This window comes from Parafrankia sp. BMG5.11, from assembly GCF_004337455.1.
On record NZ_SJXI01000058.1, the window covers coordinates 15,590 to 42,371 of the forward strand.

The window sequence follows — 26,782 nt, forward strand, 5'->3', positions numbered from 1 at the left end:
CGATCCGCCGCGGGCGGTAACGCTACCGACTCCCGTCCCCAGCTCGGACGTTCACAGGCACGACACGGCGCGGACGCCGTTCGCGCACCGGGGATCGGGCCCTCTCAGCCGGGTTCGGCGGTCAGGGGGTGCAGGAGGTGTCGGCGGGCACCGGCACCGCCGATGCCGTCCCAGCGGCGGTGCCGGGGAGCGGCGTCGTGCCGGCGGCCGCGGTGCGGTCGGCCGTCGTGCCGGTGGCCGTCGTGCCGGCGGACGCTGTGCCGGCGGACGCTGTGCCGCTCGGGCTGGCGGAGGGGGAGGCCTGCGCCGTTCCCCCCGGCGTGGTTGCCCCCGGCGCGGCGCCGGCGGCCACGGAGACGCCCGGCGCTGTGGGCGATCCGGAGCCGCCGCCGTTCTCGGCCGTGGCCCGCATCGGGCCCACGATCGCCTCCAGGCCGGCCGGGTCGTGCAGGAGGACCATGCCGTGCGGCGGGATCGTGCCCATCTCGTCGACGGCGCCGGCCGAGGGCAGCGGGACATACGTCGGGATCGTGATGAACCGCAGGCCGCCCGGGCCGAGCTCGCTGATCCGCTTCGCCAGCCGGAGCATCTCCGTCTGGGTCAGGCTGTCACTGATCTGCAGCGCGCCACCGACGGCGCCGAGCAGACTGGTGATCCGCGCGGGATTGGTGAGCACACCGGCGCTCGTCGCCGCGTCGAGCAGCCGGGAGAGGAACTGCTGCTGGCGCAGGATGCGCAGCCGCTCCTCGCCCAGCGCCTTGCGGGTGCGGACGAACGCCAGCGCCTGGTCCCCGTTGAGCCGGTTCTCGCCGAGCTGGCCCCGCCACCCCGACTCCCGGTCCCGGAAGTTGCGGGTACTGCCGTCGGGCAGCGGCCGGACGCATACCGTGACGCCGCCGACGGCATCCGTCATCGCGCGGAAGCCGGCGAGGTTGATCGAGACGGTGTGGTCGATCTTGAGCCCGGTGAACGCCTCGAGGGTCGAGATCAGGCCGGGCACGCCCGCGAGCGGGATGACGTCCGCGATTTTCGACAGGCCGTCCGGGGCGGTGGCGGCGGCCGCGGGCACGACGGGCACGAGCGTGTCGCGCGGGAAGGACACCAGCGTGACGGAGCGGTCCGCGTCGAAGTGGGCGACGATCGTCGTGTCCGCCCGGATGCCGCCCGGGTCGCCGAACTCGCCGTGGGTGCCCTCCCGGCTGTCGTTGCCGAGCAGGAGAACGTTCAGGTCGCCCGGGACCACCGCGGGCCGGGCGCCGGCGACGGGCGTCCAGTCCTTGCGGTCGATCGCGCTGTCGAAGTGCCGGTAGGCCGCCCACCCGACCGACGTGGCCCCCAGGACGCACAGCGAGATCATCGCGACCAGCGTGACGGACAGCCGGCGCAGCGGCGAGCGCCGCCGCCGGACAAGACGCGGGCTCAGCTCCGGTGGCAGCGCGGCGTGCGACCCGATCGCGGGCGTCGGTTCCGCGAGGCGCGCCTCCGTGAAGTACGGCTCCGCGGAACGCGGCTCTGGGAGGTTCGGCTCCGCGACGCGCGCTTCCCGGAAGTGCGGCTCGCGTGGGCTCGGTGGACGCCAGGTCGCGGGCGCGGGCGGCTCGGCCGCATCCGACCAGGTCAGGTCGGATCTTTCGGCTGAAAGCTCGTCTCTCGGGCGTCTCATCGCAGACTTCAGACGCCCGGTGATGGCCGGTGGTTGTTTGGGGTGATCCGAGGGTGGTGTGTGACGCCCCGCACATTCGCGCCGTTCGCCGGCGCCGTGGGCGGCCCGCGGATAGAGGGCGCCCACGGCCGGATCGGCGCGCCGCCGGTCAGGAGGTGCCGCCGGTCAGTACGTGCAGCCGGTGGTCAGCTCGGTCGCCGTCACCGGGGCGGTCGGCCTGGTGGGGGCTCCGAACAGGGTCGAGCCCGCCGGGCCCGTGGACCCCGTCGAGGCGCTGCCCGGTGCCGACGGGCGCATACCGGAGACCGCTCGGGCCCCGGCCGCGGGGACGCCGGTCGCGTCCACCTTCTCGAACGACTCGCCCAGCACCAGGGAGATCCGGTCGGCCAGGTCGTCGTCGCGGACAAGCCTGGCGTCGGGCACGACGGCCCGCACGGCGCGCGCCGCCGCCTCGCCGCCGGGCCCGTACCGCACCTCGCTGGTCTGCAGCGAGCCGGCGGGCCAGTCCCGCGGGGTTCCGACGCGGAACCCGAGACCGGCGAGGTCACTGCGCACGGCCGCGGCGAGCCCCCCGACCCGCGCGGCGTTGAACACGTCGACGGAGACCTCGCCCGGGGGCGACGCCGGCGGGGTGGGGACGGCCGTCGGGCTGGTGCCGTCCCGGCCGCGCAGCGGCGCCAGGAACGCGTCCAGCTGCGCCTGGTCGTAAAGCTGCACGGAACCGAACCGGGGCAGCTCGCCGAGCGCGTTCCCGCCCTCGGCCGGCGACGGCGCGTGCACGGGGATCGTCACGAACCTGATCTGGTCGGAGCTCATCGACCCCATCCGCTTCGCGAGCAGCCGGAGATCCTCGATGTCCGTTCCGTCGTCGATGGTCAGGGCCCGCGTCACCGCGCTGATCAGGTTCTCCAGCCGGGCCGGGTTCGTCAGCACGCCGTCGCTGGTGGCCTTGCGGAAGACCGCCCCGATGAACTGCTGCTGCCGGCGGATGCGGTCGAAGTCGTTGTCGGGCAGGCCGTGGCGCTGGCGGACGAACGAGAGGGCCTGGTCGCCGGTCAGGTGGTTCTCGCCGACCCGCCCCCGCCACTGGGACCACTCGTCACGCAGGTTCGTCCGCCGTCCGTCCGGCAACGCCTTCACACAGACCGTGACCCCGCCGATCGCGTCGGTCATCTCGCGGAACCCGGCGAGGTCGACCGACACATAGTGGTCGACGCGGATGTCGGTGAGATTCTCGATGGTCCGGACCAGCAGCGCCGGGCCCCCGATGGAGATCGCCTGGGTCAGCTTGTCCCGGCCGTGCCCGGGGATGCGCACGAGGGTGTCGCGCGGGAACGACACCAGGGTCGTCGTCCCGTTCGCGTCGAGGTGGGCGAGGATCGTGGTGTCCGAGCGCTGGCCGGCGACCTCGCCGCCGCGCTGGAACTCGCCCCCGGTGCCGGCCCGGCTGTCCGAGCCGACGAGCAGGAAGTTGGTCGTCCCCTCGACGGGGCTTGCGGGCCGGTCGCCGTCCAGGCTCAGCCGCAGCCGGTTGATCTGGCGGTCGAAGTGCTCGTAGACGGCGAACCCGCCGACGGCGAAGGCGAAGATCAGGCACGACAGGATGGCGGAGACGACGACGGCGAGCCGCGACGCCACGCCACGCCGCCGACCGGCCGACCCCGGGAGCCACCCTGACCCGTGGCCGTGGCCGTGGCCGTGGCCGAGGTCGGTGCTGTGGTCGTGGTCGGTGGTGTCGTCGTGAACGCCGTCCTGGGCGTGGTCCTGACTCTGCTCCAGGTGCTGCTCCCGGGTTCGGGCGTCCGAGCCGGCCTCGCCCGGGTTCCGGCGCTGGAGCCTGTCCCAGCCGCCGCGGCGCTGGTTCGGTCTCGGTTCGGTGAGCTCGGCCTCCGACCCGTCCTGGTTCGCGTGGGTGACCTCGCGCTGGCGCGAGCGTGCGCGCGGCCGTGACCTCGGCCGGCGCCGCCCGCCCGCTGCGGGGTCGGAGCCGGTACGGGGCGACTCAGGCCCCTGTCGAGGCCCTGTCGAGGCGCGCGGTCCAGCGCCGGTCACCGCGTCCCCCCTCTGTGGTGTGCCGGGTATCTCGGCGTGCCTGTCGGTCGACCGGCCTGCCCGTCGGACGGCTGGCACGCCGGTCCGCGGTGGCGGCGACCCGCACCCCTGGTTACTCAACGTACCCGGAACGTGACGGCGTAAGCGCTCATGGGTCGGCGTCCGCGCGGACTTGTCGAGGGAGAAGGTCGATGTGGAGATCTGGCTGTGGCGTGCATCACGTTTTGGTGACTTTCAGTCAGGGCCTGTCTCCTGGAACGACCCACGATAGGGTTTCGGATCATGAAGGCACTCGTGCTCGCCGGTGGCTCCGGGACCCGTCTTCGGCCGATCACCCACACCTCCGCCAAGCAACTCGTGCCCGTCGCCAACAAGCCGGTGCTGTTCTACGGGCTCGAGGCGATCCGCGGCGCCGGGATCACCGATGTCGGGATCATCGTCGGCGAGACGGCGGCCGAGATCGAGAACGCGGTTGGTGACGGATCGCAGTTCGGCATCACCGTCACCTACATCCGCCAGGAGGCGCCGCTCGGTCTGGCGCACGCCGTCCTCATCGCGCGGGACTTCCTCGCCGGCGAGCCGTTCGTGATGTACCTCGGCGACAACATGATCATCGGTGGGATCTCCGGGCTGGTCGAGGAGTTCCGCCACACCACCTCCGATGCGCTCATCCTGCTCACCAAGGTCGACAACCCCTCGGCGTTCGGCGTCGCCGAGCTCGGCGCGGACGGCCGGATCGTCCGGCTCGTCGAGAAGCCCGCCGACCCGCCGAGCGACCTCGCGCTCGTCGGCGTCTACATGTTCGGTCTCGCGATCCACGAGGCCGTCCGCTCGATCAAGCCCTCAGGACGCGGCGAGCTCGAGATCACCGAAGCGATCCAGTGGCTCGTGGACGGCGGCTACGACGTCGCGCCGCACCTCGTCGAGGGCTACTGGAAGGACACCGGCCGGCTCGACGACATGCTGGAGACCAACCGGCACATCCTCGAGTCAATCGAGCCCGCGATCCACGGCACCGTGGACGAGCACAGCACCATCGTCGGCCGGGTGGTGATCGAGGAGGGTGCGTCCCTGGTGCGCTCGACGGTGCGCGGCCCGGCGATCATCGGCCGCGGCACCCGGCTCGTCGACACCTACGTAGGCCCCTTCACCTCGATCTACCACTCGTGCGTCGTCGAACGAACCGAGATCGAGTACTCGATCGTGCTCGAGCGGGCCACCATCCGCGGCATCGGCCGCATCGAGGACTCCCTGATCGGGCGGGACGCCGAGGTCGTACCGTCGAGCGCTCTCCCCAAGGCGCACCGCCTGATGATCGGCGACCACTCCAGGGTCTCGGTCGCGACCAGCTAGCAGCAGAAGGACCCGACTCCCGCCCGGCCTGCCCGCCGCCGGCCGAGCGTCGGCTGGCGGACTGACGGTGGAGGCCCCGGTCCGTTTCTGGTGCTCGGCTACTCGCCGTTTGACTTCTTTCTCGCCGTTTCGGGCGGCATTTCCTGCGAAATTCGCTCCGAAAGGGCGAGAAGGATGCCAAACGGCGAGCAGGCCACCCGGGTGTGCGGGGATTTTGCCCGATAGATCGCGGTCTGGCCGTGTGATGGTGGTGGCGGCGCGGGCTGTGGCTTCACTGCTCGTGCGAGTGGGACTGAGTCGACACCTGGCTGGCCTGGGGTGGGACCAGGTCGACACCAGGCTTGCTGTTCGTGAGGGCGGGACCGCCTCGACACCTGGCTCCCTCGCGGTCGACCCATGAACTCCGACCCCCGGCGCACAGACCTCCAAGGCCCGCGCACCCGCCCTCGACCTCCGAGCCCCGAGGCCTTGGGTCGGTGCGGATCAGCTGGTTCGGTTTGCCCTGGCGGGCGGCGGTCAGCTGGCGGGGGTGTTGGCGGTGGCGTCGGCGGGGGTGCGGTGGCGCAGGGCCGGGATGAGGGTGAGCGCGAGGGCGATGATCCACAACAGTGCCGTCCCGACGACGACGGTGATGGTGACGCCCACGGGGAGTGGGGCCCAGCGGGAGATCGCGGCGACGACGTCCGGGATGCGGGCGGGAGTGAAGGAGACCTGGCGCGGCAGCCAGTAGTAGCTGCACACGGCGAGCAGGGCGAGGGCCTGCATGACGAGCCCGCCGACCAGCATGAGCACCGGCGCCCACCGGGCACGCGCGCCCAACAGCCGGCCGAGCCCGGCGACCGCGACGACCGCGAGGCCGACGATTCCCAGGTACAGGTAGCGGCCCTGGACGGCGATGCCGCGGGTGTAGCGCTCGTACTCGGCCCAGCTCCGCTGCCCGACCATCAGGTACGCGAAGGCAACCGGGGTGAGCAGCACCAGCGGCGCCGCCAGCCGAGCCAGTCGAGCCTGCCAACCGGGTGTCCCGGCGGGTGTCCCGGCGGGGGACGGGGCGCGACGGACGGCAGTGATCACGGCGAGGGCGCACAGCGCGGTCGTGACCACTGTGGCGGCGACGATCGTGACCGGGGAGAGCTGCGGTGGCTCGAACATGCCGAGACCGCCCCAGAACCTGCTGATCATCGTCCGGACGAAGTACCAGAACCAGGTGAGGAACGAGTCGGGGAGCAGGAGAGGCTCGCGGCGCGGCGGGTTCGTCGCCCAGCCGTTCGGCTGGAGGGCGTCGTACAGCAGGTAGTTGCGGACCCACCACCAGCCGCCGATGGCCAGCCCGAGCCCGACGGCGATCGCCGCCGGCAGCACCGGCAGCCGGCCCCGGGGCCCGCCCCGAACCGACTCGGCTCCGGGTTCGGGTTCGGAGCCGGCTGTAGCTGCGGACGTCCGGGCTCGCCGGGTGTGGAGCCAGCCGACGAGGTAGGCGGCGGCGATTGTGAACGGGAGGGCGAAGGCGAACGCCTTGGACAGCATGGCCACGCCGAACCAGACGCCGGCCCACAGCGCGGTCCGCCTGCGCAGGTCGCCGCGTACGACCCCGGCCAGGACCACGGTGAGGGCACCGGTCGCCAGGATGAGGATGCCGTCGTTGTTGAAGGTCGCGCCGACCCTGGTGAACCCGGGTATCGCCAGCGGAAGGGCCGCCGCGGCGGTGGCGAGCGGGCCGCGCAGGCCGAACCGGCGCGCCGCGGCCCAGGCCAGCAGGGGCAGCGGGGCCACGATCAGGATGTTGAGCAGCCGCAGGACCAGCACCTGCTGGTCGTAGGCCCAGTTCTCGGAGCCGGGCAGTGCCTCCAGCAGGCCGGCTCCGATCGCGTAGACGAGCGGCGGATGCTGGATCATCTGGTTGGACAGCCGGCCGTCGTCCACCGGGGTCGGCCCGCCGAGCTCGTCGAACGACTGCCGGGCGTCGCGCGGGGTGGGGGCGATCTCCGCGAACGACGGGGAGCCACGCCGCTTGCCGCCGGACTGGAACATGTCCTGGAACCGGCCGCGGTCGAAGTCGTCGGATGTCGCCGCGACCCCGGTGGCGATCATCTTCTCGCCCGGTGCCGGCCAGCCGGCCCCGTGCTGCAGGCCGTAGACCATGTCGACGTGCTGGGCCTCGTCGTAGCCCGCCCAGGTCGTGTACACGAACGAGTAGGTCACGAGCAGGGCCACATGCAGTGCGGTGATGAGCAGGACGATCACCGGAACGCGCCGCGGTCGCCGCGGAGACCGGGCCGCGGACGCCGCCACGCCTGGTGCGGGCACGTCCGACGCGGGCGCGGGCGGTGTCGGTGTCGGGGTCGGGGTCGGTGCGGACGCCACTGGTCCGGCGGACGGGGCCGGTACCGGGATGGCTGGCACCGGAGTGGCCCGTGCGGCTGGCACGTCCGGGCCGGGAGGCGCGTCGAGGTCAGCTGACTCTTCCCTGAAGGCGGTTGTCGCCTCCTCGGTGCCCGCGCCGGCCGGGCCGCCTGACCTGCGGGGCTGATCCTCGCGCAGGTCGGGCTTTTCGGTCATTGGCGTCTCGGGCGTCACCGGGATCAGGGTAGCCGCACCCTTCTCGGGCCGGTCGGTACCGGTCCGGCCGACTGCGCGTGATGGCGACGTCACTGTCGGGGTGTCGCCGGCTGTTCGTATACGTCTGCCAGACTCGCGGGGTGCGCATCCTCGTCACTGGTGCCGGTGGACAGCTCGGTAGCGACCTGTGTCGTCTCCTCGACGCTCAGTCGCAGGTTGACAACCCGCGAGTACGGGCCTGGTGCGGGCTCGCCCGATCCGAGCTCGACCTCGCCGACGCGGCCCAGGTGCGCGCGGTCATCGCCGACCAGGCCCGGCCGGCGAAGATCCAGGGCGGGCTCGTCGTGATCAACACCGCCGCCTGGACGAACGTGGACGGCGCCGAGTCGGACGAGGCGGGCGCGTACGCCGTGAACGCCACCGGCGCGGCCCACCTGGCCGCCGCGTGCGCCCAGGCCGGCGCGGCGCTCGTCCACCTTTCCACCGACTACGTCTTCGACGGTGACGCGACCAAGCCCTACGAGACGGACGACCCGCCGGCGCCGGTGTCGGTGTACGGCCGGACGAAGCTCGCGGGGGAGGAGGCCGTCCTGGCGCTCTGCCCGGAGTCGTACGTCGTGCGGACGGCGTGGGTGTACGGGCGTACCGGCGGCAACTTCGTGAAGACGATCGCCCGGCTGGCCCGGGAGCGCGACGAGCTCGCCGTCGTCGCGGACCAGCACGGCAGCCCGACCTGGTCGGCCGACCTCGCCGCCGGCCTGCTCGACCTGGTCACCGCGCGCCCGGCGCCCGGGGTGTACCACTGCACCGCGTCCGGGGAGACGACCTGGTACGGCTTCGCCCGCGCGATCGTCGCCGCGCTCGGCCAGGACCCGGCGAAGGTCAGGCCGACGACGACGGAAGAGTTCCCCCGCCCGGCGCGCCGGCCGGCCTACTCGGTGCTCTCGGCCCGGTCCTGGCTGGACGCCGGCCTGCGGCCGCTGCGCTCCTGGGACGACGGCTTCGCCGCCGCGTTTGCCGAGTTCGGCGCCGAGTTGCGGGGCTGACACCGCCACTGCCACGGCCACTGCCACGGCCACGGGCCGCCCGGCCCTCGACCAAGCCGGGCACTCGTCGTCGGTGCCGATCTCGGCTGACGTCCAGCGGGTAGCTTGATGGCTGTGAGCACTCAGACTCCCGACACGGCGGCGCGGCACGGCAGCCGTCCCGTCCTTGTCGCCGTCGCGTGGCCGTATGCCAACGGGGCACCGCATCTCGGGCACATCGCCGGCGCCTACCTGCCCGCGGACATCTTCGCCCGCTACCAGCGCATGGCGGGCAACCGGGTGCTGATGGTCTCGGGGTCCGACGCGCACGGCACCCCGATCACGGTCCGGGCGGACGAGGAGGGCGTCTCCCCGCAGGAGATCGTCGACCGGTACCACCCGGAGTTCCTGCGCATCTGGTCCGAGCTCGGGATCAGCTTCGACCTTTTCACGAGCACCCGGACGGACAACCACAGCGCGGTCGCCCAGGACGTGTTCACCCGCCTGCGCGAGGCCGGTTACATCTACGCCAAGGAGACCTCGCAGTTCTACGACCCCGACGCGGGGCGCTTCCTGCCCGACCGGTACGTCGTCGGCACCTGCCCGCACTGCTCGTATCAGCAGGCGCGCGGCGACCAGTGCGAGAACTGTGGGCGCACCCTCGACCCGGAGCTGCTGATCGACCCGCGCAGCAAGGTGACCGGGGCCGTCCCGGAGATGCGCCAGACGACGCACTTCTTCCTGCGGCTGTCGGGCCTGGCCGACCAGCTTCTCGACTGGTTGCAGACCCGCCAGGGCTGGCGCCGGCACGTCCTGAACTGGTCGGTGCAGTTCGTCAAGGACGGCCTGCACGACCGCGCGATCACCCGGGACCTGGACTGGGGCGTCCCGCTGCCGACCGACGAGCTCGGTCCGGGCAAGCGGCTCTACGTCTGGTTCGAGGCCGTGATCGGCTACCTGTCGGCGAGCAAGGAGTGGGCGGCCGCCACGGGTGATCCGGAGGCGTGGCGGGCCTGGTGGGAGGACCCCGAGGCGGCGGCGTACTACTTCGTCGGCAAGGACAACATCCCCTTCCACACCGTCATCTGGCCGGCGATGCTGATCGGCTACGGCGGCCTGAACCTGCCGACGGACGTCCCGGCGAACCAGTACGTCACCTTCGGCGGGGCGAAGGCGTCGAAGTCGGCGGGCATCGGGCGCGGGGTGCGCGAGTACCTCGACCTGCTCCAGCCGGACGCGCTGCGCTTCGCCCTGGCCTCGGTGCTGCCCGAGCAGAACGACACCGAGATCTCGGACGCGGACATCATCCGCCGGGTGAACGACGAGCTGATCGCCAACTGGGGCAACCTCGTCAACCGGGTCCTCGCCCAGATCAACAAGTTCTTCGACGGCGAGCTGCCGGAGACCGGCGAGCTCGACGGCGTGCACGCGGCGCTGCTCGACTCGGTGGACGCCGGCCTCGTCCGGGTCGGCGAGCTGCTGGGCAAGGTCGAGCAGCGGGCGGCGCTGCGGGCGGCGATGGAGATCTCCGCCGAGGTGAACGCCTACCTCTACCGCGAGGAGCCGTGGAAGACCGTCAAGGTCGACCGGGCGGCCGCGGCGCGCAGCCTTGCGGTCTCCATCCAGGCGATCTCCGGCATCACCACCGCGCTGGCCCCGTTCCTGCCGTTCAGCTCGGCCCGGGTGGCCGAGGTGCTGGGCATCGACCTCGACGGCTGGGAGCGCCGGCCCGTCCCGGCCGGTCGTCGCCTCGCGTGGTCCGGCGGCCTGTTCACCAAGCTGGACGTCGGCGCGCTGGACAAGGCCTCGCTGGACGCCCACGCCTGACCTGGGCGGCCGCCGTGCCGGGGGCGCCGCCGAACGCGTCGGACCGGCCTGGGAGACTGTGGCGCAATGGCGAGCTCATCGGGCCCGCCGCCCGTCCTGGGCACGCCACCCTCCCAGGCCGGGCCGGCGGCGGGGAACCTACCGCTACAGCCCGACCCTGCCCAGCCTGATCGTCACAATTCGCGACCTCATCGTGAGGATCGGTGGCGCGCGGATCGGCCGTCCGCCGCGCCGCGCCGCTGGGGCTTCGTGCGGCGCCATGCCGCCTTCCTGATCCTGCTCACGCTGGCCGTCGGGGCCCGGGCCGCCGTCCTGCTGGCCTACCGGCCCGCGCTCTTCTACTACGGCGACTCGCCCGCCTACCTCGACCAGGCCACCAACCGGCTGTGGGCGGGCGACTGGCGGCCGTCGGGCTACCCGATGTTCCTGCGGGTCATCGGCGCCCCCGACCACCTGACCCGGCTGGTGGTCGTGCAGCACGCGGCGGCCCTGCTGGCCGGGGTCGCCCTCTACGCGGCGTCGCGTCAGCTGTTCGAGCGGCACGGTCCCGTCGCGGCGGCCGGCCGCACCGGGGGCTGGCCGGCCGCGGTGGTCGCGGTACCGGCACTGCTGGCCCCCTGGGTGCTCGACCTCGGCCAGTTCGTCCTGGCCGACAGCCTGTTCGGGACGCTCGTCCTCGGCGGGCTCGTGCTGCTGGCCTGGCCCGGCCGGCCGGCCGCGTGGCGCTTCGCCGTCGCCGGGCTGCTGCTCGGCGCCAGCCTCACCGTCCGCACGGTCGGCTACGGCCCGCTCGCGGTGGGCGCGGCCGGTGCCGTCGTCCTGGCTGTCACGCACTGGCGGCGGGCCCACGCGGCGGTCGTGGCGGCGGGGGCCGTGCTCGCGTTCGTCCTGGGAGCGGCCGTCCCGGTCGTCGCGTACTCGGCGTGGAGCGCGGGGCAGGGGAAGGGCTTCACCGTCACCGCGCACTCGGGGTTCTTCCTGTACGGCCGGGTCGCCCCGTTCGCCGACTGCGCCCGCCTGCCCGACGATCCCGACCTGCTGTCGCTGTGCGACCCGCGCCCGGTCGGCGAGCGCGGCTCCCCGGTGACCTACCTCTGGCCGGACGACTCGCCGCTGCGCCAGGGCAACGACCTGGTCCCACCGGGTCGCGAGGAGCTCGCCGGCGAGTTCGCCCGGCGCGTGATCCGCGAGCAGCCCTGGACGATGGTCACCTCGACCGCCCGCTACCTGGCCGGGTACTTCTCGCCCGTCCCGTACGAGAACAGGCTCACGAGCCGCGCCGACACCTGGGAGCTGCCCCGGACGGGCACCAACCGCCTCGTCTCGGACGGCCCGCACGCCGCCGACGGGTACTTCTCCGTCGCGCGGCTGAACGACCCTCCGGTCGAGCTGCTCGCCTTCTATTCCCGGCTGGGCTACGGGCCGATGCCCCTGGTCGGCCTGGGTCTGCTCGCCGGGCTGCTGGCTCAGATCGTCGGGCGGGCGCGCGGGCGCGCCGGCCCCGGTCGGCTGTTCTGGCTGCTCGGGGGAGCAAGCCTGTCCACCCTGCTCCTAAGCTCCCTGACCTCGGCGTTCGATTACCGCTACCTGGGATCGGTCGTCGGCCTGCTCGCCCCGGCCGCGCTGCTCGGCGCGGCCGGGCTGGCGCGGGTGCTTCGACCGCGGCCGGTCGACCGCGGCGGGAGCGTCAACGAGGGAGGTATCGCGTGAAGGTCGCGTTTCTCGGCCTGGGCCGGATGGGCGTCCGGATGGCCCACCACATCCTGGCCGCCGGGCACGAGCTGGCCGTCTGGAACAGGACACCCGGGCGCGCCGGCGAGCTGACGGCCCGCGGCGCCAGCGAGGCGGCCGACCCGGCGGCCGCGGTGCGCGGCGCGGACGCCTGCGTGTTGATGCTGTTCGACCCGGCGTCGGCGGCGGATGTCCTCGCCGCGGTGATCCCCGCCGCGCCGCCCGGCCTGCTTGTGATCAACTGCACCACGGTCGGCCCCGCGGCCGCCCGCGAGCAGGGCAGCGTCGCCCTGGCAGCGGGCCTGCGCTACCTGGACGCGCCGGTGATCGGCACGATCGGGCCGGCCGAGGCGGGCACCCTGCGCGTCCTGGTGGGCGCCGCCGACGCCGATCTCGCCGCGGCCCGCGGGATCCTCGAGACCTTCGGCGACCCGGGGCGCATCGACCATGTCGGGCCGGTCGGTGCCGCCAGCGCGCTCAAGACGGTGTTCAACCTCGGCCTGGCCGAGGCGACGGCCGCCGCCGCCGAGGTGCTCCGCTACGGCACCGCGCTCGGCGTCGACCGGAGCCTGCTGCTGTCCGAGCTCGCCGCCGGGCCGCTGGGATTCATCGTCGAGTACAAGCGGGCGATGCTGGAGTCGGGCGACTACTCCACGCCGGCCTTCACCGTGGCCGGGCTCGCCAAGGACGTCCGGCTGGCCACCGAGTCGGTCGCGGGACGGCTGCCGATCGCCGAGGCGACCCTGGCCCTCACCGCCGCCGCCACCCGGGCCGGCCACGCCGAGCACGACTTCGCCGCGCTGGCCGCCGCGGATGTGCCCGACCCGGCCTGAGCCCGCCCCACCCGGAGCCGTCCCGGGTGGGCGCCGCTCAGGCTGGTTCCGGTCGAGTCCGGGTGAGCGCCGCTCGGGCTGGTTCCGGGTGGACCCGCGGCGGCGCTGGCTGGTGCTCGGCGTGGCCGGCGCGGGCCTGCTGTTCGGCTCCGTCGGCCTGCTCACCGCGTTCGCGACCGCCCCGTTCGCGGGGGCCGACGAGGCGCAGCACACCGCCTACGCCCTCGAGGTCGCCGACGGCCGGCTGCCGGAGCTGGACACCGCCGTGCGCGCGGCCGTCCCGGGCATGTCCGGGCTGCCGGCCGGCTGCCGGGTGCCCCCCGAGGAGGCGCGGGCCGCGATCGACCTGCGGGAGGTGGCGATCCTGCCCGCCTGCGCCCGACGCCCCGGCGGGCTGAGCAACTTCGACCTCGTCTACACGGCGAACCATCCGCCGCTGTTCTACCTGCTCGAGGCCGTCCCGCTCGGCGGTGGCCGGGCCGCGGGGCATCCGCTGGCCGGCTTCTACGGGGCGCGGCTGCTCAACCTCGCGATCGGGATCGGCGCCCTGGTGGCCACGGCGGCACTGGCCCGGGCCCTGCTGCCCACCCGGCCCGACCTGGCGGTCGCCGCGGCGGCCTTCACCGCTGTGATCGGTGGGTTCGTCGCGGTCGCCGGCCAGGTCTACAACGACGCGCTCGCCGTCACGCTGATCACCGGAGCGACGGTGGCGACGCTCACGCTCGCCCGGCGCGGGCCGTCGGCGCGCACTCTGGTCCTGCTGGCGCTGCTGATCCCGGCGGCCGCGCTGAGCCGGGCCAGCGGCGCGCTGGCCGCCGCGGTTCTCGTGCCGGCGGTCGGCGTCGCGTTCGTGCTGGGCCGCGGCGCGCCGGGCTGGGCCCGCGCCGAGCGGGCCCGCACCCTCCTGCTGGGAGTCGCCGCCGCCGTCGCGACGGCCGCGCTCACCGTGTTGGTCGCCGGATGGTTCTACCTGCGCAACATCAGGCTCTACGGCGATCCGACGGCCACCGGGCTGATCGCCGACATGTTCCCCGCCGGAGCGGAACCGCGGTCGGTGCGCGAGGTCCTCACCTCCGGTGACTTCTGGTGGTTCGTCTACCGCGGCTTCTTCGGCCGCCAGGCCCTGCTGACCGGCGCGGCCCGGTGGATGGCCGTCTGCGTCGGCCTGGTCACGGTCGTCGGACTGCTCGCCGCGGCCGTCCGCGCGGCCAGGAACCTCCGGCGCGACAGCGGCCGTGGCCGGTGCGACAGCGGCCGGTGGAGTACCGCGGTGGGCGTGCTGTGCTGGCTTGTCGCGATCGCGCAGGCTGTGGTCGCGGGCGCGACGCTGGTCGGTTTCGTCGCGGCCGGGGGCGCTCCCTTCACCCGTTACCTGCTGCCGGCGTTGCCTCTGCTGGCCGTAGCGTTGGCCGGCGCGTGCTCGGCGCTCCCGGCCGCGCGACGCGGTCTGCCGACGTCCGCTCTGGTCACGGCGCTCGGGATCACCGTCGTGGTCATGCTCGGCCGTGAGCTGGCTCGGCGTGATCCGCAGCTCGCCGGGCGGAATGTCCTCGGCCGGCTGCACGACGCGCTCGCGGCGACGGCCGTCGGCCCGGATGGTGCCCTCGTGTTACTGAGCGTCCTGGCTGTGCTGGGCGCGCTCGGAGTAAGCCTGATCGGCCTTTCGATGGCCATGCTGGGCGCCGCGGAATCTCGAAAGAGGACGAAGCGTCCGGCCCGGGTCAGTGCTGATCGGCAGCCGGAGGGTGCTCGACCGCTGGAGGACTCCGATCCGGTTCCGCAGGTAGCCGATTACCCGAGGTAGCGAACACCGCGTTTTCTGATGCTCGGCTCCTCGCCGTTTGGTTTCTTCCTCGCCGTTTGAGGCAGCATTCCCGGCGAAATTCGCTCCGAAAGGGCGAGAAAGGCACCAAACGGCGAGCAGGCCACCCCGGCGCACGGGGGCGTCACCCCGGCGCGTCGGGGTGATGGGGGTACCGGGGTGGCGGGGGACTCAGCCGGCGACGCGGCGGTAGACGGCGGCGGTCAGCTCGGCGGTGCGCCGCCAGGTGAACGCGCGGGCGTGCTCACGGCCGGCGGCGGCCTGGGTGGCGGCCTGGGCGGTGTCGGTCGGTTCGGTGAGCGCGGCGCCGAGGGCTCCGGCGAGGTCGTCGGCGAAGACGTCCCACCGGCCGGGGATGACCAGGCGGACACCGGCGGCGGCGCCGACCACCTCGCGCACCGCGGGGATGTCGGCGGCCACGACCCGGGTACCGGCGGCCAGCGCCTCCAGCGGCGGTAGCCCGAAGCCCTCGTAGCGGGACGGGAAGCACAGCGCGGCCGCGCCGGCGACCACGGAGCGCAGCTCGGCGTCGTCGAGGTAGCCGACGGTGACGACGGCGTCCGCGGGCAGGCCCGAGGTGTCGAGCGTCGGGCCCCAGCCGGGCGGGCCGACGAGCGCCAGCGGCGGGGTGTCGGGCGCGTCGGCGCGCAGCCGGCGCAGCGCCTCCAGCAGCACCGGCAGGTTCTTGCGCGGCTCCGCCGACCCGACGAACAGCAGGTACCGCTCGGGCAGCCCGCGCGCGGCGAGCCAGCCGCGGGCCGGGGGAGCGGCGTCGAACCAGGCGGCGTCGACGCCGAGCGGGGTCGGGGTGACCATGTCCGGGTCGAGCCGGTAGGCGGCGATCACCTCGTCGGCGACGGCGCGGCTGGGGGTGAGCACCGCGGCGGCGCGGCGCAGCCCGCGCGGCACCAGCGTCGCGTAGCGCGCGGAGGCAGCCGACACCGTGTCCGGGGTGCGCAGGTACGACAGGTCGTGCACGGTCAGCACACCGCGCGCCGATGACAGCGGGCCGAGGACGAAGTTCGTCCCGTGCACGATGTCCGCCCGCCCGGTGAGCCACTCGGTGGGCGGGCGCTCCGAGCGTGTCCAGGCGTCCTGTAGCAGCCGCGCTGGGACGCGGCGCGCCGCCGGGCGGACCCCGGCGGGCAGGGCGGCGTCGAGCCCCGCCCCGCCGCGCCAGGTGAAGGCGGTGGCCGCCACGTCGAGATCCGCCCCGGGCAGCTCGACGAGGCCGGCCAGCAGCGCCGCCGTGTATCGGCCGACGCCGGTGCGCGGCCCGAGCAGCGGGGTTCCGTCGAGGACGACGCGCAGCTTCGGCACCGTGGTCAGGAGTCCGTGCTCAGGAGTGAGTGCGTGCTCAGGAGGGGGTCCACGGTCAGGAGTAGAGCCGGCGCTGCTCGGCGATGCCGTGCCAGCGTTCGGCGAACGCGGCGTCGGAGAACTGCTGGGCCCGCTGCACGGAGGCGGCGGCCAGCCGGGAGCGCAGCCCGTCCTCGGCGGCGAGCCGGCGGGTGAACGAGGCGACCTGCTCCGGGCCGGTCCAGCGGTAGCCGTCCACCCCGTGCCGGACGATCTCGCGCTGCCCGGCGCGGTCGATGACCACGGGCACGCAGCCGCCGGCCATCGCCTCGACGGTCGTCATCCCGAAGTGCTCCGCCGTCCAGGGACGTTTGCGGTCGTCCTCGCCGTAGCCGGTCGCGGACCAGAAGACCGAGCTGGTCGACAGCAGCCGCTCCACCTCGGCGCGCGGGGCGTTCGGCAGGACCTCGACGGGCACCCCCGCCCCGGCGGCGCGGACCTGCTCGACGTACGGCTTCTGCGAGTCCTCGCATCCGCCGACGACGTACATCCGCCAGTCGGGCAGCGCACCGGAGCGGTACAGCTCGGCGAACCACTGCACCATCTCGAGCTGCCGCTTGGCATGGCCGAGGCCGGGGGCGAAGAACCGGCCGACGGTGATGACGGCCTTCTCGCGCTCCGGCGCCGGGGTGAGCCGGTCGACCTGGATCGGCGGGAACAGCACGTCGGAGTCCCGCCGCCACATCCGCCGGATCCAGCCCCGGGTGTACTCGGAGTTGGCCATCACGGTGTCGTAGCCCTCGAGGTAGCCGAGGTCGGCCGGGTCGCGCAGCAGCCAGGGGAAACGCAGCGCCATCCGCTCCAGCGGCCCCTCGTCGGCGTCGGTGACCCGCGGCCGGCTGACGGCCACACCGAGCTCGCGGACGTCCGCCGGCCCGGGGGAGAAGACGTCGCTGACGAAGGTGAGCTCCGTCCCGGCGGTCGACGACGGCAGGGTTACCTCGAACGGCGCGAACGCCTGGTCGATCTGGAGCTTGGCGAGGACGGTGCCGTCCGCGTCGACGACCCGCAGCCGCACGGCCCCGCTCGCCCCGGGACGCCCGATGTCCGCGCGCAGGGTGCGCCCGCCGCCCGGGTTGACGGCCAGGATGCCCTCGCCGTTCGTCCACGTCCACTGCCGGCGCCGGCCGCCCTCGGGCGGGTACCAGCCCTGCCCGAAGCTGACGGCCGGGCTCACCCCGCGCAGCAGCGGGCCGGCGGTGCGCACCGCGGCCTTGCGCCAGGCGGCCATGTCGTGGTCGAACGGCGTCGGGAAGAAGCACAGGTAGGCCGACCGCGGCGAGCGCGGGGCGAGCCGGCTCATGTACGAGCCGTTCACGAACAGGTGGTACGACTCGGACAGCGCGGCGATCGCGTCCTCGCCACGGTCCGGCAGCCGCCGGTACCGGCAGCCGGAGAGATCCAGGCCCAGGTGGCTGCCGAGCGCGTCGAGGTCGACGTCGGAATGCCCGATCAGGTCGACGTCGAGCCCGTCCGCGGCCAGCACCTGCGCGATCATGCCGTTGTGGCGCTCGCCGCCGCCCATCGAGTGCCAGAAGCGGTTGTAGACCGCCGCCCGCAGCCCGGGCGCGACCGGCGGGCCAGGTGCCACCGGCTCCACGGTCGTCGCCGGATCGGTCGCCGGCTGGTCGGTTGCCGCGGGCTCCCCGGAGCCGGGCGTGGTCATCGCTCCACCAGCCAGCTCTGCAGGCTGACCCGGCGTTCGGTGGCGGTCGCGCCGATCTCCCGGCGGCGGCGCAGCATCGCCGGCAGCAGCCGCAGGTAGGAGGCGAAGACCCGAACCCGCAGCACGGTGGGCCGCACCGCCGGGCGGCTGCGCGAGCGCAGTGCCTGTCGCCATGTCCGCACGGCGATCGACGCGGTGGTCAGCGGGTAGCGCGTGACCGCCGAGACGGCCGTGCGCACGGTCGCGTCCTTGGTCAGCATCAGCAGCCGGTTGCGGTCGGTGTGGAACACGAACAGCGGGGACCACTCGACGCTCGACGCCGAGTGGACGTGCCGCAGCACCGCGCCCGGGACGTAGCGGATCTGGTACCCGCGGGCCCGGATGCGCCAGGAGAGGTCGGTGTCCTCGTAGTAGAGGAAGAAGTCGTCGTCGAACCAGCCGAGCGCCTGGCCGAGCTCGGTCCGCATCGCCATGCCGTTGCCGCAGGCGGTGAAGACCTCCTCGGGGTTGTCGAACTGGCCGGTGTCGATCTGCTGGTAGCCGCGGTCGGCGCCGTAGCCGTCGGTGAGCACGATCCCGCCGACGTTGTTGATCACATCGACGCGCGGGGCGCCCTCGTCCACGGTGAACGACACGGTGGACGGCTCGGTGCCCACCGGCAGCGTGCGCGTCGCGGTGGTGTCACCGGCGCCGGCCCAGCCCAGGGTGACCTGCTTGGCGGTGTCCGCAGCCCAGGCGAGGCCGATGGTGACCGGGCCGCCCTCGGGCACCGGCACGCACAGCTCACCCTCGCCGCGGGTCCAGAAGAACGGCGCGTCCGCCGGGCCCTCGGCGCCGAAGGTGAGCTTCTCCCACAGCACCTCACGCAGCGCCTCGCGGCCGTTCACCGTCACCGAGCTCACCCGGACGCCCAGCTCGCGCGGGTCGTGCGGCCCCGGCGAGAAGGTGGGCGTCGACAGGGTCAGCCGCAGGAAGCGGGGGAGGAACACGACCTTGCCGGTGACGGCGCCGAGCCGGTTGCCGCCCGGCTCGGCGAACGGGGCCAGCAGCCGGGCCAGCCAGTCCGGCTCGGGGATCGCGTCGTTGTTCAGCAGTACCGCGTACGGGGTCGTGACACCCCGCAGGGCGAGGTTGTTGCCGCCGGCGAAGCCGAGGTTGCGGTCCGAGGGGACGAGCTTCGCCCACGGGTAGCGCTGTGCCAGCACCTCGCGCGAGTCGTCGGCCGAGGCGTTGTCGACCACGTGCGTCTCGAAGGTGAACGGCGCGTCCTGCTTGGCGACGGCGTCCAGGCAGGGCGGGAGCAGGTGGGCACCGTTCCAGTTCACGATGACGATCGTGGCGAGCGGCTCGGGTGCCGCCTGGCCCGTCATGGCCACGTTCATGGCCATGGTGGTCATCGCCCCGTTGCTCGTCGCCCGGTCCGTCATCGGCGCAGCCTCGCCTCGTAGTCGACCTTGAGCAGCCCGGCGACCTGCGGGCCGCTGACCCCGAACAGCTCCTCGAAGCGCCGTACCGTCACCGGCTGGCCGGTGGCCGCGTCCGACACCCGGACGTTGATCGCGAACGCCCCCAGCAGCTCGGGCAGCCGGGGGACGACGAAGTCCACCACGGCGGTCCCCGGGCCGGGACTGACCCCGCCCGGCGGGGTCTCCATCATCCAGATCGGTATCTCGCCCTGCCCCATGATCTCCACGTGCAGGTAGACGTACTGCGGCGCGCTGTCGGTGAGGTCGAGCTCGACGCTGACCGTGAGCTGCTCACCCGGGTCGTACTGCACCTCGGTCGGCCCGCCCGGGTTGCGGCTGAACGCCACCGCCGTCGGCTTCACCGGCGCCAGGTCGAAGGGGATCGGACTGTCCGCGGGCAGGCTGCCCAGCCGCTGGCGCAGCAGCTTCGTCCCGACGACCGGCTGCCCGTCGAAGATCAGGCCGCCGGACTCCAGCACCAGGATCCGGTCGCACATGTTCTCGATCAGGTCGAGGGAGTGGGTGACGAACAGGATCGTCCGGCCCTCGTCGCGGAACTGGGCGATCTTGGCCAGGCACTTGCGCTGGAACGCCTCGTCGCCGACGGCGAGCACCTCGTCGACGAGCAGGACGTCCGGGTCGACGTGCACGGCCACGGCGAAGCCGAGGCGCACGTACTGGCCGGACGAGTAGTGCTTCACCTCGTCGTCGATCTTGTGGCGCAGCTCGGAGAAGTCGACGATCGAGTCGAAGAGCCGGTCGATCTCGCGCTTGGACAGGCCGAGCAGGGACGCGTTGAGGTAGACGTTGTCCCGGCCGGAGAGCTCGCCGTTGAACCCCGCGCCCAGCTCCAGCAGGGACGCGATCCGACCACTGACGGACACGCTGCCGTGGGTCGGGCGCAGGATGCCGGCGAGTACCTTGAGCAGCGTCGACTTGCCCGAGCCGTTCGCCCCGGCGAGTCCCACCGTCTGCCCGCGGCCGATCTCGACGTCGATGTCGCGCAGCGCCCAGAAATCCTCGCCGCTCGTCGTGTCCCGCCGGACGAAGCGTTCCTTCAGGCTGGTGGCGCGCTTGTGGTAGGCGACGAACTTCTTGCCGACGCCGGCGGCGCGGATGACCACCGGCGCGCCCGGCGCCGGTGGTGCCGACGGCACGACGGCGGCCGGCTGCGCGGGCTGCATCGGGGGCGGGGCGAGCGGTTGCGACGGCACTAGAGGTCCTCGGCGAAGTCGGCCTGCAGCCGCCGGAACACTCGCAGCCCCAGCCACAGCACGGCCAGCGAGATGAGCCCGGCGATCGCCAGGTGTTCGAGGTAGTAGCGGTACCCCAGATCGGCAAGGATCGGCGCCGAGCCGGTCGAGTTCCCCTCGGGCGGATCGTAGATCGCCCGCTGGAAGGTGGTCACGACGACCGCCATCGGATTGAGCATGTACACCCACGTCCACTCGTTCAGCCTGTTCTCGATCAGGCCGAACGCGTAGACCATCGGGTTGATCCAGAACCAGGCGAGCAGGGCGACGTCCAGCAGGTGCTGGGTGTCGCGGTAACGGACGTTGAGCGCGGACACCAGCACCGACAGCGCCACGGTGAACAGCAGAGCCACCGCGCCGGCCGGGATCAGCAGCAGTAGCTCCGGCCCGAGCAGGCTGTAGCCGAACCCCAGCATGACGACGAAGAGCACCGCGAGCTGGAGCGCGAAGTGCACCGCGGAGAAGCCGACCGCCGACAGCGGCAGCACCAGCAGCGGGAAGCGCACCTTTTTCACCAGGTTGGCATTGCCCACCACGGCGCCGCAGGCGGCCGAGACACTGCCTGAGAACGCGTTCCAGACCAGCAGTCCCGACATCAGATAGAAGCCGAAGTTGTCGATCCCACTTTTCAGAACGACCTGGAAGACGAAGGTGTAGACGGCCAGGAGGAGCAGCGGATTCGCCAGTGACCAGGCGAAACCGAGCGACGACCCCTTGTACTTGACCTTCAGGTCCTTGCGGATCAGGTTTCGCAGCAGCTCCCAGCGGACCCGGGTCTGCGCACGGCTGCGATGGTCGACGTGACGCGCACCGGACCCGCGCGGACGGTTCGCCGGAGCGCCGCGCGTCGGCTCCGGTTTCGGGAGCGTGGACAGATCAGCCACCCTCGACATGGCCTGCTTCTCCCCGCGTCGGGCGTGCATCTCGGACCCGCACCGTGCTCGGCCCCTCCTCCGCCCAGCGCAACCGTCACCGGTTGGCCTCGAGTGTCGTCAACTCGGGTTCGTGACGATGGCCGTAGACCGTACCGCGCACCCGCCCGAGAGGTGATGCCCCCAGTCCGGTGACTGCCACCTCCAGGGTGGTTCATAGTATCGACCCGTCTATCTGGCTCCGGCCGGCAGCCGCCACGACCCGAACACCGCGTCTCGTACCCGAGCCGCATGTTCCCGCCGGGCGCCTGGCCGGCCCAGAAGAGGTGACCGGGGACCCGGTCGCCTGGAGGGGGCGGGCAGTGTTCACCGACGTCCGACTTCGCGAGGTCTGGTCGCATCTGGAGTCGGGCGGTGCGCAGGCCCTGACTCTGGACGTATTCGACACTCTGCTCTGGCGCATGGTGCCCGAGCCGGTTCACGCGTTCATCACCCTGGGGCACCGGCTGGCCGACCTCGGCCAGCTGCCGTCCGGCGTCACGCCGGGCGAGTTCGCCCGGCTGCGGGTCTTCGCCGAGCACAAGGCCAGGCTGCACTCGCACGAGGTGCGCGGCACCCACGAGGTGCGCCTGGACGAGATCTGGCAGGTTCTCGTCCCCGCGCTGCCCGGGGCGGGCAGCATCGGCGACCTGATGGACGTCGAGCTCGCCGTCGAGCGGGACCTGTGCCGCGCCGACCTGGCCGTGGTGGAGCTCGCCGAGCTCGCCATGACCAAGCTCGGCCTGCCGGTCTACCTGCTCTCCGACACATACTTCTCGGCCGCCCAGCTCGAGCGGCTGCTCAGCCGCCCGGAGCTCGCCGGGGTGCCGTTCACCCAGATCTTCACCTCCTCCGACTCGGGGATCAGTAAGAGCGACGGGCTGTTCCGGCACATGCTGGCGGCCTCGAACCTGCAGCCCTCGCGGGTCGTCCACCTCGGCGACCACCCGGTCGCGGACGTGGAGAGCGCCCGCGAGCACGGGCTGGTCGCCATCCACTACCCGAAGTACTCGGGTTCGCTGAAGGCGACGATCGAGCTGGAGGGCCTGCTCACCGGCCCCGGGGACGACACCCCCCTCGACGCCGCCAACGGCGACTACGGCATGACCGCGCTGCGGGCCCGCTCGCTGCACCGGGCGGACGCCGCCGCCGTCCCGCCGGGGCTGCGGCGCTACTGGGAGTCCGGGGCGACGGTGTTCGGTCCGGTCTTCACCGGGTTCGCCGACTGGGCGGTGGAACGCACCGGAGACCACGGCGCCGACCACATCTACTGCCTGATGCGGGAGGGTGACTTCCTCTCCCGGCTGATCGCCGACCCGGGCGCCGACGCCGGGGTGACCACCTCGACGCTGTGGGCGTCCCGGCAGGTCTGCGCGCTGGCCAACGTGTTCGAGGGCAGCCCCGAGGAGCTGCGCGGGTTCCTCGTCCGCCGGCACGCGCCCAGCGTCGGCCAGCTGCTGCGCCAGCTCGGGGTGGCCATCGACAACGTCGCCGGCATCTCCTCGCTCACCGACCGCCGGCTCGACGTCCCCGGCCTGCTCGACGACACCCTTGAGGCGCTGTGCTCCGACGAGCGCATCCGCAGCGAGATCGTGCTGACCGCCGGCCGGCTGCGTGACCGCTACGTCCAGTACCTCGACACCCAGCTGCCAGACTCGGGCCGCATCGTGCTGGTCGACCTGGGCTGGGGCGGCACCATCCAGGCGCTGCTCGCCCGGCTGCTCGCCTCCACCGGGCGCGAGTTCGACGTCGTCGGCCTGTACATGGCGACGAACGCCGCCGCCGGCACGCACCGCCTCGCCGGCCTGCAGATCGAGGGTTACGCGGCCTCCGGCGGGCAGCCCGAGCTGATGGCCAACCAGCTCATGCGCAGCCCCGAGGTGCTCGAACAGCTCTGTATGCCCGACATCGGCTCGCTGGTCTCCTTCGACGACGACGGCCGGCCCGTCCTGAGCATCGACCGGACGTCGCGGACCCAGGTCGCCCAGCGGACCGCCGTCCAGGACGGCATCCTCGCCTTCCAGCGGGAATGGCTGCGCTACCGGCGCTCGGAGACGGCGATGCCGTCGCTGTCCGAGCCCGGGGCCCGGCACGCGTCGCTGCGGACGCTGACCCGGTTCGTCTCCCGTCCCACCGCGGCCGAGGCGTCGGCGTTCGGGGCCTGGGCGCACGACGACAACTTCGGCTCCGACTCCACCGAGGGCCTGCTCCCGCCCGAGCTGGTCCGCCGGATGCCCTACCTGACCCCCGCGGACGTCGAGAAGATCACGATGCGGGAGCTGTACTGGCCCGCGGGCGTGGCCGGGGTCGCGAACCGGTCGCTCGCGGTGATCAGCGGCCTGGCGGCCGCGGCCGGGGTGCCCGCCGAGGAGGTCTCCCCGGAGGCCGCGGCCGGCCCCGTCGAGGTGTACGTCGACACCGGCACCGACTTCGTCCACGGGCAGAAGGAGACCGCGGTCACCCGTTCCGGCCGGGACGGGATGTCGATCGTGCGCCTGCGCATCGACGGGGTCGGCGTCCGGCGGGTGCGCATCGACCCGGCCGGCCGTCGCGGCCTGCTCCGTCTCGACTGGCTGACGATCTCGTTCCACCTGCACAACGCCGTCGAGCCGTACAAGGTGACCGTCACGTCGCTGGACGACCTCGCCGGCCAGCAGATCGCGCTGGTCGGGGTCCGCCTGCTGCAGGCCAACCTGCTGGAGATCGTCGGCGACGATCCCCAGATCATCTACACGATCGATTTCACCTCCCAGCCCACGCTGGGCGGAACGTACGCGATCGAGGTCGAGATGGCTTTCGGCTGGTTGGGGATCCGGGCCGACCCGCTTCAGGTGCGCACGGCCGGTGTCGCCCGCACCGGCCTGCCTGTCCGCGCCGCCCGCAAGATCCGTCGCGAGCTGGGCGGCCTGCGATGACGTCCGAGCCCGGCGGCCCGGAGGACACCGACGGGACCGGCCGGGACCGTGCGGACAGCCGGGACCGTGCGGCTCTGGGGCGGGATGCCGGGAGGCAGCCGGCCCAGGGCCAGGACGACCCCGCCGGCCAGCCGGGCGGGGTCGACGCGGCCGGCCGCTGGTTCCGCCCGTCGACAGACCAGACGGTGGCCTGGCCGGGCCGCTCGTCCGAACGCGGTGCCTCCGGCCCGGGGCAGTCCACGCCGCGGAGCGCGGTGCCGCCCGCGAGTGCCGCGCCGCCGCCGACCGTGGTGCCGCCGCCGACCGTGGTGCCGCCGGCGGCGCTGCCGCGGACCCCGGCCGAGCAGCGTCCGTCCGTGCGGCCCTCGGCGACGCCGCCACCGACCGCGCTGCCCCCGTCCTCGCTCTTCACGCCGCGCTCGGTGCCGCCCCCCGAGGCGGCCCCGGCCTCGGCGCCCGGCGAGCGGCCGACCGGACCTGTGTCGTCGCGGCCGTCCGGACCATCGGGCACCGCTGGACCACCGGTAGCCGCCGGGCCGCCGGTCACCCCCGGGCCGCCGGCAACCGCCGCGGAACGACCTGGGCCGCCGGGGAGCCCGACCGCTCCCGTCTCGTCCGGCTACGTCGTCTCTCCGGGGAGCTCCGCGACGTTCGACGTGCTCGCGGGTGGGTCGGATCCACTGGCTGGAGGAAGGCGTGGCAGCGCCGGGACCGCGCCACGTCGTTCCGCCGCGAGCGGCGGCGGTGTGCCGGGGCCGGGTTCAGGTGGCGCCTCGCCGGCCGGCCCCGAACTCCGGGCACCGGGCGGCGGCACCCGCGGTGAGGCCGCGTCGAGTGACGTGACGCCGGAAGACGCAGCCCCGGAAGACGCAGCCCCGAGTGGCACCGCCCCAGGCGGCACCGCCCCGGGTGGCGAGGCGCCAGCCGGCAGCGAGTCGGGTGATGCCGGGGCAGGCGGGGCAGGCGGGCGCGCACCCGCCGCCGCGGGGACGGATGTCGAGGTGCGCGACAGCTTCGCCGAGCTCGCGGCTGTCACCTACGACGGCGGCGACCACGCCCCCGAGATCACCGAGATCACCGAGAAGACACTCGCCCCCCTGCTGCTGCACTCACTGTCGGACCTGCGCGAGATGTGGGTTCCGCTGCTGGAGGCATCCGGCGCGCGCAGCATCGCCGAGATCGGCTCGGAGAGCGGCGTGACGACGTCCCTGCTCGTCGACCTGCTGCGGCGGGGCGGCGGCGGGCGGCTGCTGGTCATCGACCCCGAACCGGGCGTCGCGCCGTCCTCCGGCGGTGGTCTCGACGTCGAGGTCATCCGTGGCTACAGCCCCGAGGCGCTCGACGGCCACGCCCCGACCGACGCCTATCTGATCGACGGAGACCACAACTACGCCACGGTCCGCGGCGAGCTCGGGATGATCGAGACCGCCGTGCGTGACTTCGGCCGCTCCTACTTCCCGCTGGTGATCCTGCACGACGTCGGATGGCCCGCCGGCCGCCGGGACCAGTACTACGCCCCCGACCGCATCCCGGAGTCGGTGCGCCAGCCCAACTCGTGGGACGTCGGCGTGGAGATCGACAGGACGGACGCCGTCCCCGGCCGGGGCTTCCGCGGCATGGGCGCGTTCTCCTGGGCCCTGGCCGAGGGCGGCCCCCGCAACGGTGTGCGCACCGCCGTCGAGGACTTCGTCGCAGAGCATCCCGACCTGCGCTTCTTCACCATCGCGCCGATCTTCGGCCTCGGTGTGATCCTCGACCGCCGTGCCCCCTGGGCCCGCCGCGCCGCCGACCTGCTCGCCCCCTGGGTCGCCAACACCCTGCTGGCCCGGATGGAGCGCAACCGCGTCGACCTGTACCTGCGTGTCCTCGCGCTGCAGGACGACGCGGTCGGTGCTGCCCGCGCCCGGCAGCGGGAATGGGCCCGGATCGACGCCGAGCGCAGCGAAGCCGCCGCCCGTGACCTGCAGCGGCTGAACCGGATCAGCGAGCTCGAGCAGGAGCTGGCCGCCGCGCGCAAGGTCCCCCGCCCGCCGTGGGCGCCAGCATCCCCGGACGAGCCGAAGCTGGTCACCGCGGCCCGGATCGCCAACGCCGCGCTGCGGTCCCGCCTCGGTGGCGGGTCCAGCGGCTCAGGAGGATCCGGCGCGCCGTCCGCCGCGAGCTCCCCCGCCAGCCGCGTCGGCGGTGCCGTCGTCGCCCGGCTCGGCTCCGGCCTGACCCGCCTCGCCGACCACGGATCCGGCAACAACCGCCCCGCGGCCGGGCGCACCGGCCCGGCCGGATCTGCCGGATCTGCCGACGCCGAGCACTAGGCTTCCGAACCGTGGCGGTTGGGTGATAGCCAGGA

The 26,782-nt window shown here is 73.4% G+C and carries 16 protein-coding genes; 8 read left to right on the plus strand and 8 right to left on the minus strand.

What is annotated here, in order from left to right; all coding sequences use genetic code 11:
- Nucleotides 1-121 precede the first annotated feature (121 nt).
- Together E0504_RS32875 and E0504_RS32880 are read right to left on the minus strand one after the other, a co-directional pair.
- Nucleotides 122-1,663: an LCP family protein gene (locus E0504_RS32875; RefSeq protein ID WP_112108885.1), complete on the minus strand. Its 1,542-nt coding sequence runs from the start codon at nucleotides 1,661-1,663 to the stop codon at nucleotides 122-124.
- A 165-nt stretch (nucleotides 1,664-1,828) separates the two neighbouring features.
- Nucleotides 1,829-3,715 (minus strand): LCP family protein, encoded by a 1,887-nt coding sequence (locus E0504_RS32880; protein WP_131626527.1) that lies wholly within the window; start codon nucleotides 3,713-3,715, stop codon nucleotides 1,829-1,831.
- A 282-nt stretch (nucleotides 3,716-3,997) separates the two neighbouring features.
- Between E0504_RS32880 and E0504_RS32885 the strand changes: the two genes are divergently transcribed.
- A complete protein-coding gene (locus E0504_RS32885; protein WP_112108883.1) occupies nucleotides 3,998-5,068 on the plus strand; it encodes a glucose-1-phosphate thymidylyltransferase in 1,071 nt (356 codons plus the stop codon).
- Nucleotides 5,069-5,584: 516 nt separating this feature from the next.
- On the opposite strand, the gene E0504_RS32890 is transcribed toward E0504_RS32885, so the two are convergent.
- Nucleotides 5,585-7,627 carry a glycosyltransferase family 39 protein gene (locus E0504_RS32890; RefSeq protein WP_243657727.1) on the minus strand — a complete coding sequence of 681 codons (2,043 nt, stop codon included), beginning with the start codon at nucleotides 7,625-7,627 and terminating at the stop codon, nucleotides 5,585-5,587.
- Nucleotides 7,628-7,767: 140 nt separating this feature from the next.
- Here E0504_RS32890 and rfbD point away from each other — a divergent pair, with 140 nt between their 5' ends.
- The 5 genes from rfbD to E0504_RS32915 all read left to right on the plus strand — a co-directional run bounded on the left by rfbD (nucleotide 7,768) and on the right by E0504_RS32915 (nucleotide 14,847).
- A complete protein-coding gene (gene rfbD / locus E0504_RS32895; protein WP_112108881.1) occupies nucleotides 7,768-8,673 on the plus strand; it encodes a dTDP-4-dehydrorhamnose reductase in 906 nt (301 codons plus the stop codon).
- Nucleotides 8,674-8,781: 108 nt separating this feature from the next.
- Complete coding sequence (gene metG, locus E0504_RS32900; protein ID WP_112108880.1) at nucleotides 8,782-10,479, plus strand: methionine--tRNA ligase; 1,698 nt, start codon at nucleotides 8,782-8,784, stop codon at nucleotides 10,477-10,479.
- A gap of 66 nt (nucleotides 10,480-10,545) precedes the next feature.
- Nucleotides 10,546-12,189 carry a hypothetical protein gene (locus E0504_RS32905; protein WP_112108879.1) on the plus strand — a complete coding sequence of 548 codons (1,644 nt, stop codon included), beginning with the start codon at nucleotides 10,546-10,548 and terminating at the stop codon, nucleotides 12,187-12,189.
- Nucleotides 12,186-13,043 (plus strand): NAD(P)-dependent oxidoreductase, encoded by an 858-nt coding sequence (locus tag E0504_RS32910; RefSeq protein ID WP_131626528.1) that lies wholly within the window; start codon nucleotides 12,186-12,188, stop codon nucleotides 13,041-13,043. Before E0504_RS32905 ends, E0504_RS32910 begins: the two co-directional genes overlap by 4 nt.
- Nucleotides 13,044-13,131: 88 nt before the next feature.
- Nucleotides 13,132-14,847: a hypothetical protein gene (locus tag E0504_RS32915; protein WP_243657728.1), complete on the plus strand. Its 1,716-nt coding sequence runs from the start codon at nucleotides 13,132-13,134 to the stop codon at nucleotides 14,845-14,847.
- A 189-nt stretch (nucleotides 14,848-15,036) separates the two neighbouring features.
- Here E0504_RS32915 and E0504_RS32920 read toward each other — a convergent pair whose 3' ends face one another.
- From E0504_RS32920 to E0504_RS32940, 5 genes are all read right to left on the minus strand, one after another.
- Nucleotides 15,037-16,176: a glycosyltransferase family 1 protein gene (locus E0504_RS32920; RefSeq protein WP_165938683.1), complete on the minus strand. Its 1,140-nt coding sequence runs from the start codon at nucleotides 16,174-16,176 to the stop codon at nucleotides 15,037-15,039.
- Nucleotides 16,177-16,240: 64 nt separating this feature from the next.
- Nucleotides 16,241-17,890 (minus strand): glycosyltransferase, encoded by a 1,650-nt coding sequence (locus E0504_RS32925; protein ID WP_071066289.1) that lies wholly within the window; start codon nucleotides 17,888-17,890, stop codon nucleotides 16,241-16,243.
- Nucleotides 17,887-19,287, minus strand: a complete 1,401-nt coding sequence (locus E0504_RS32930; protein ID WP_235014903.1) for a glycosyltransferase family 2 protein — start codon at nucleotides 19,285-19,287, stop codon at nucleotides 17,887-17,889. Before E0504_RS32930 ends, E0504_RS32925 begins: the two co-directional genes overlap by 4 nt.
- 26 nt (nucleotides 19,288-19,313) lie before the next feature.
- Nucleotides 19,314-20,570, minus strand: a complete 1,257-nt coding sequence (locus E0504_RS32935; protein WP_071066288.1) for an ABC transporter ATP-binding protein — start codon at nucleotides 20,568-20,570, stop codon at nucleotides 19,314-19,316.
- Nucleotides 20,570-21,502: an ABC transporter permease gene (locus E0504_RS32940; RefSeq protein WP_071066309.1), complete on the minus strand. Its 933-nt coding sequence runs from the start codon at nucleotides 21,500-21,502 to the stop codon at nucleotides 20,570-20,572. The genes E0504_RS32935 and E0504_RS32940 overlap by 1 nt, the downstream gene beginning before the upstream one ends.
- Before the next feature lie 341 nt (nucleotides 21,503-21,843).
- Here E0504_RS32940 and E0504_RS32945 point away from each other — a divergent pair, with 341 nt between their 5' ends.
- Both E0504_RS32945 and E0504_RS52470 read left to right on the plus strand, forming a co-directional pair.
- Nucleotides 21,844-24,435: an HAD-IA family hydrolase gene (locus E0504_RS32945; RefSeq protein WP_071066287.1), complete on the plus strand. Its 2,592-nt coding sequence runs from the start codon at nucleotides 21,844-21,846 to the stop codon at nucleotides 24,433-24,435.
- Entirely contained in the window at nucleotides 24,432-26,747 is a 2,316-nt protein-coding gene (locus tag E0504_RS52470; RefSeq protein WP_243657729.1) for a class I SAM-dependent methyltransferase, read from the plus strand. Before E0504_RS32945 ends, E0504_RS52470 begins: the two co-directional genes overlap by 4 nt.
- The last annotated feature ends 35 nt before the right edge of the window (nucleotides 26,748-26,782 follow it).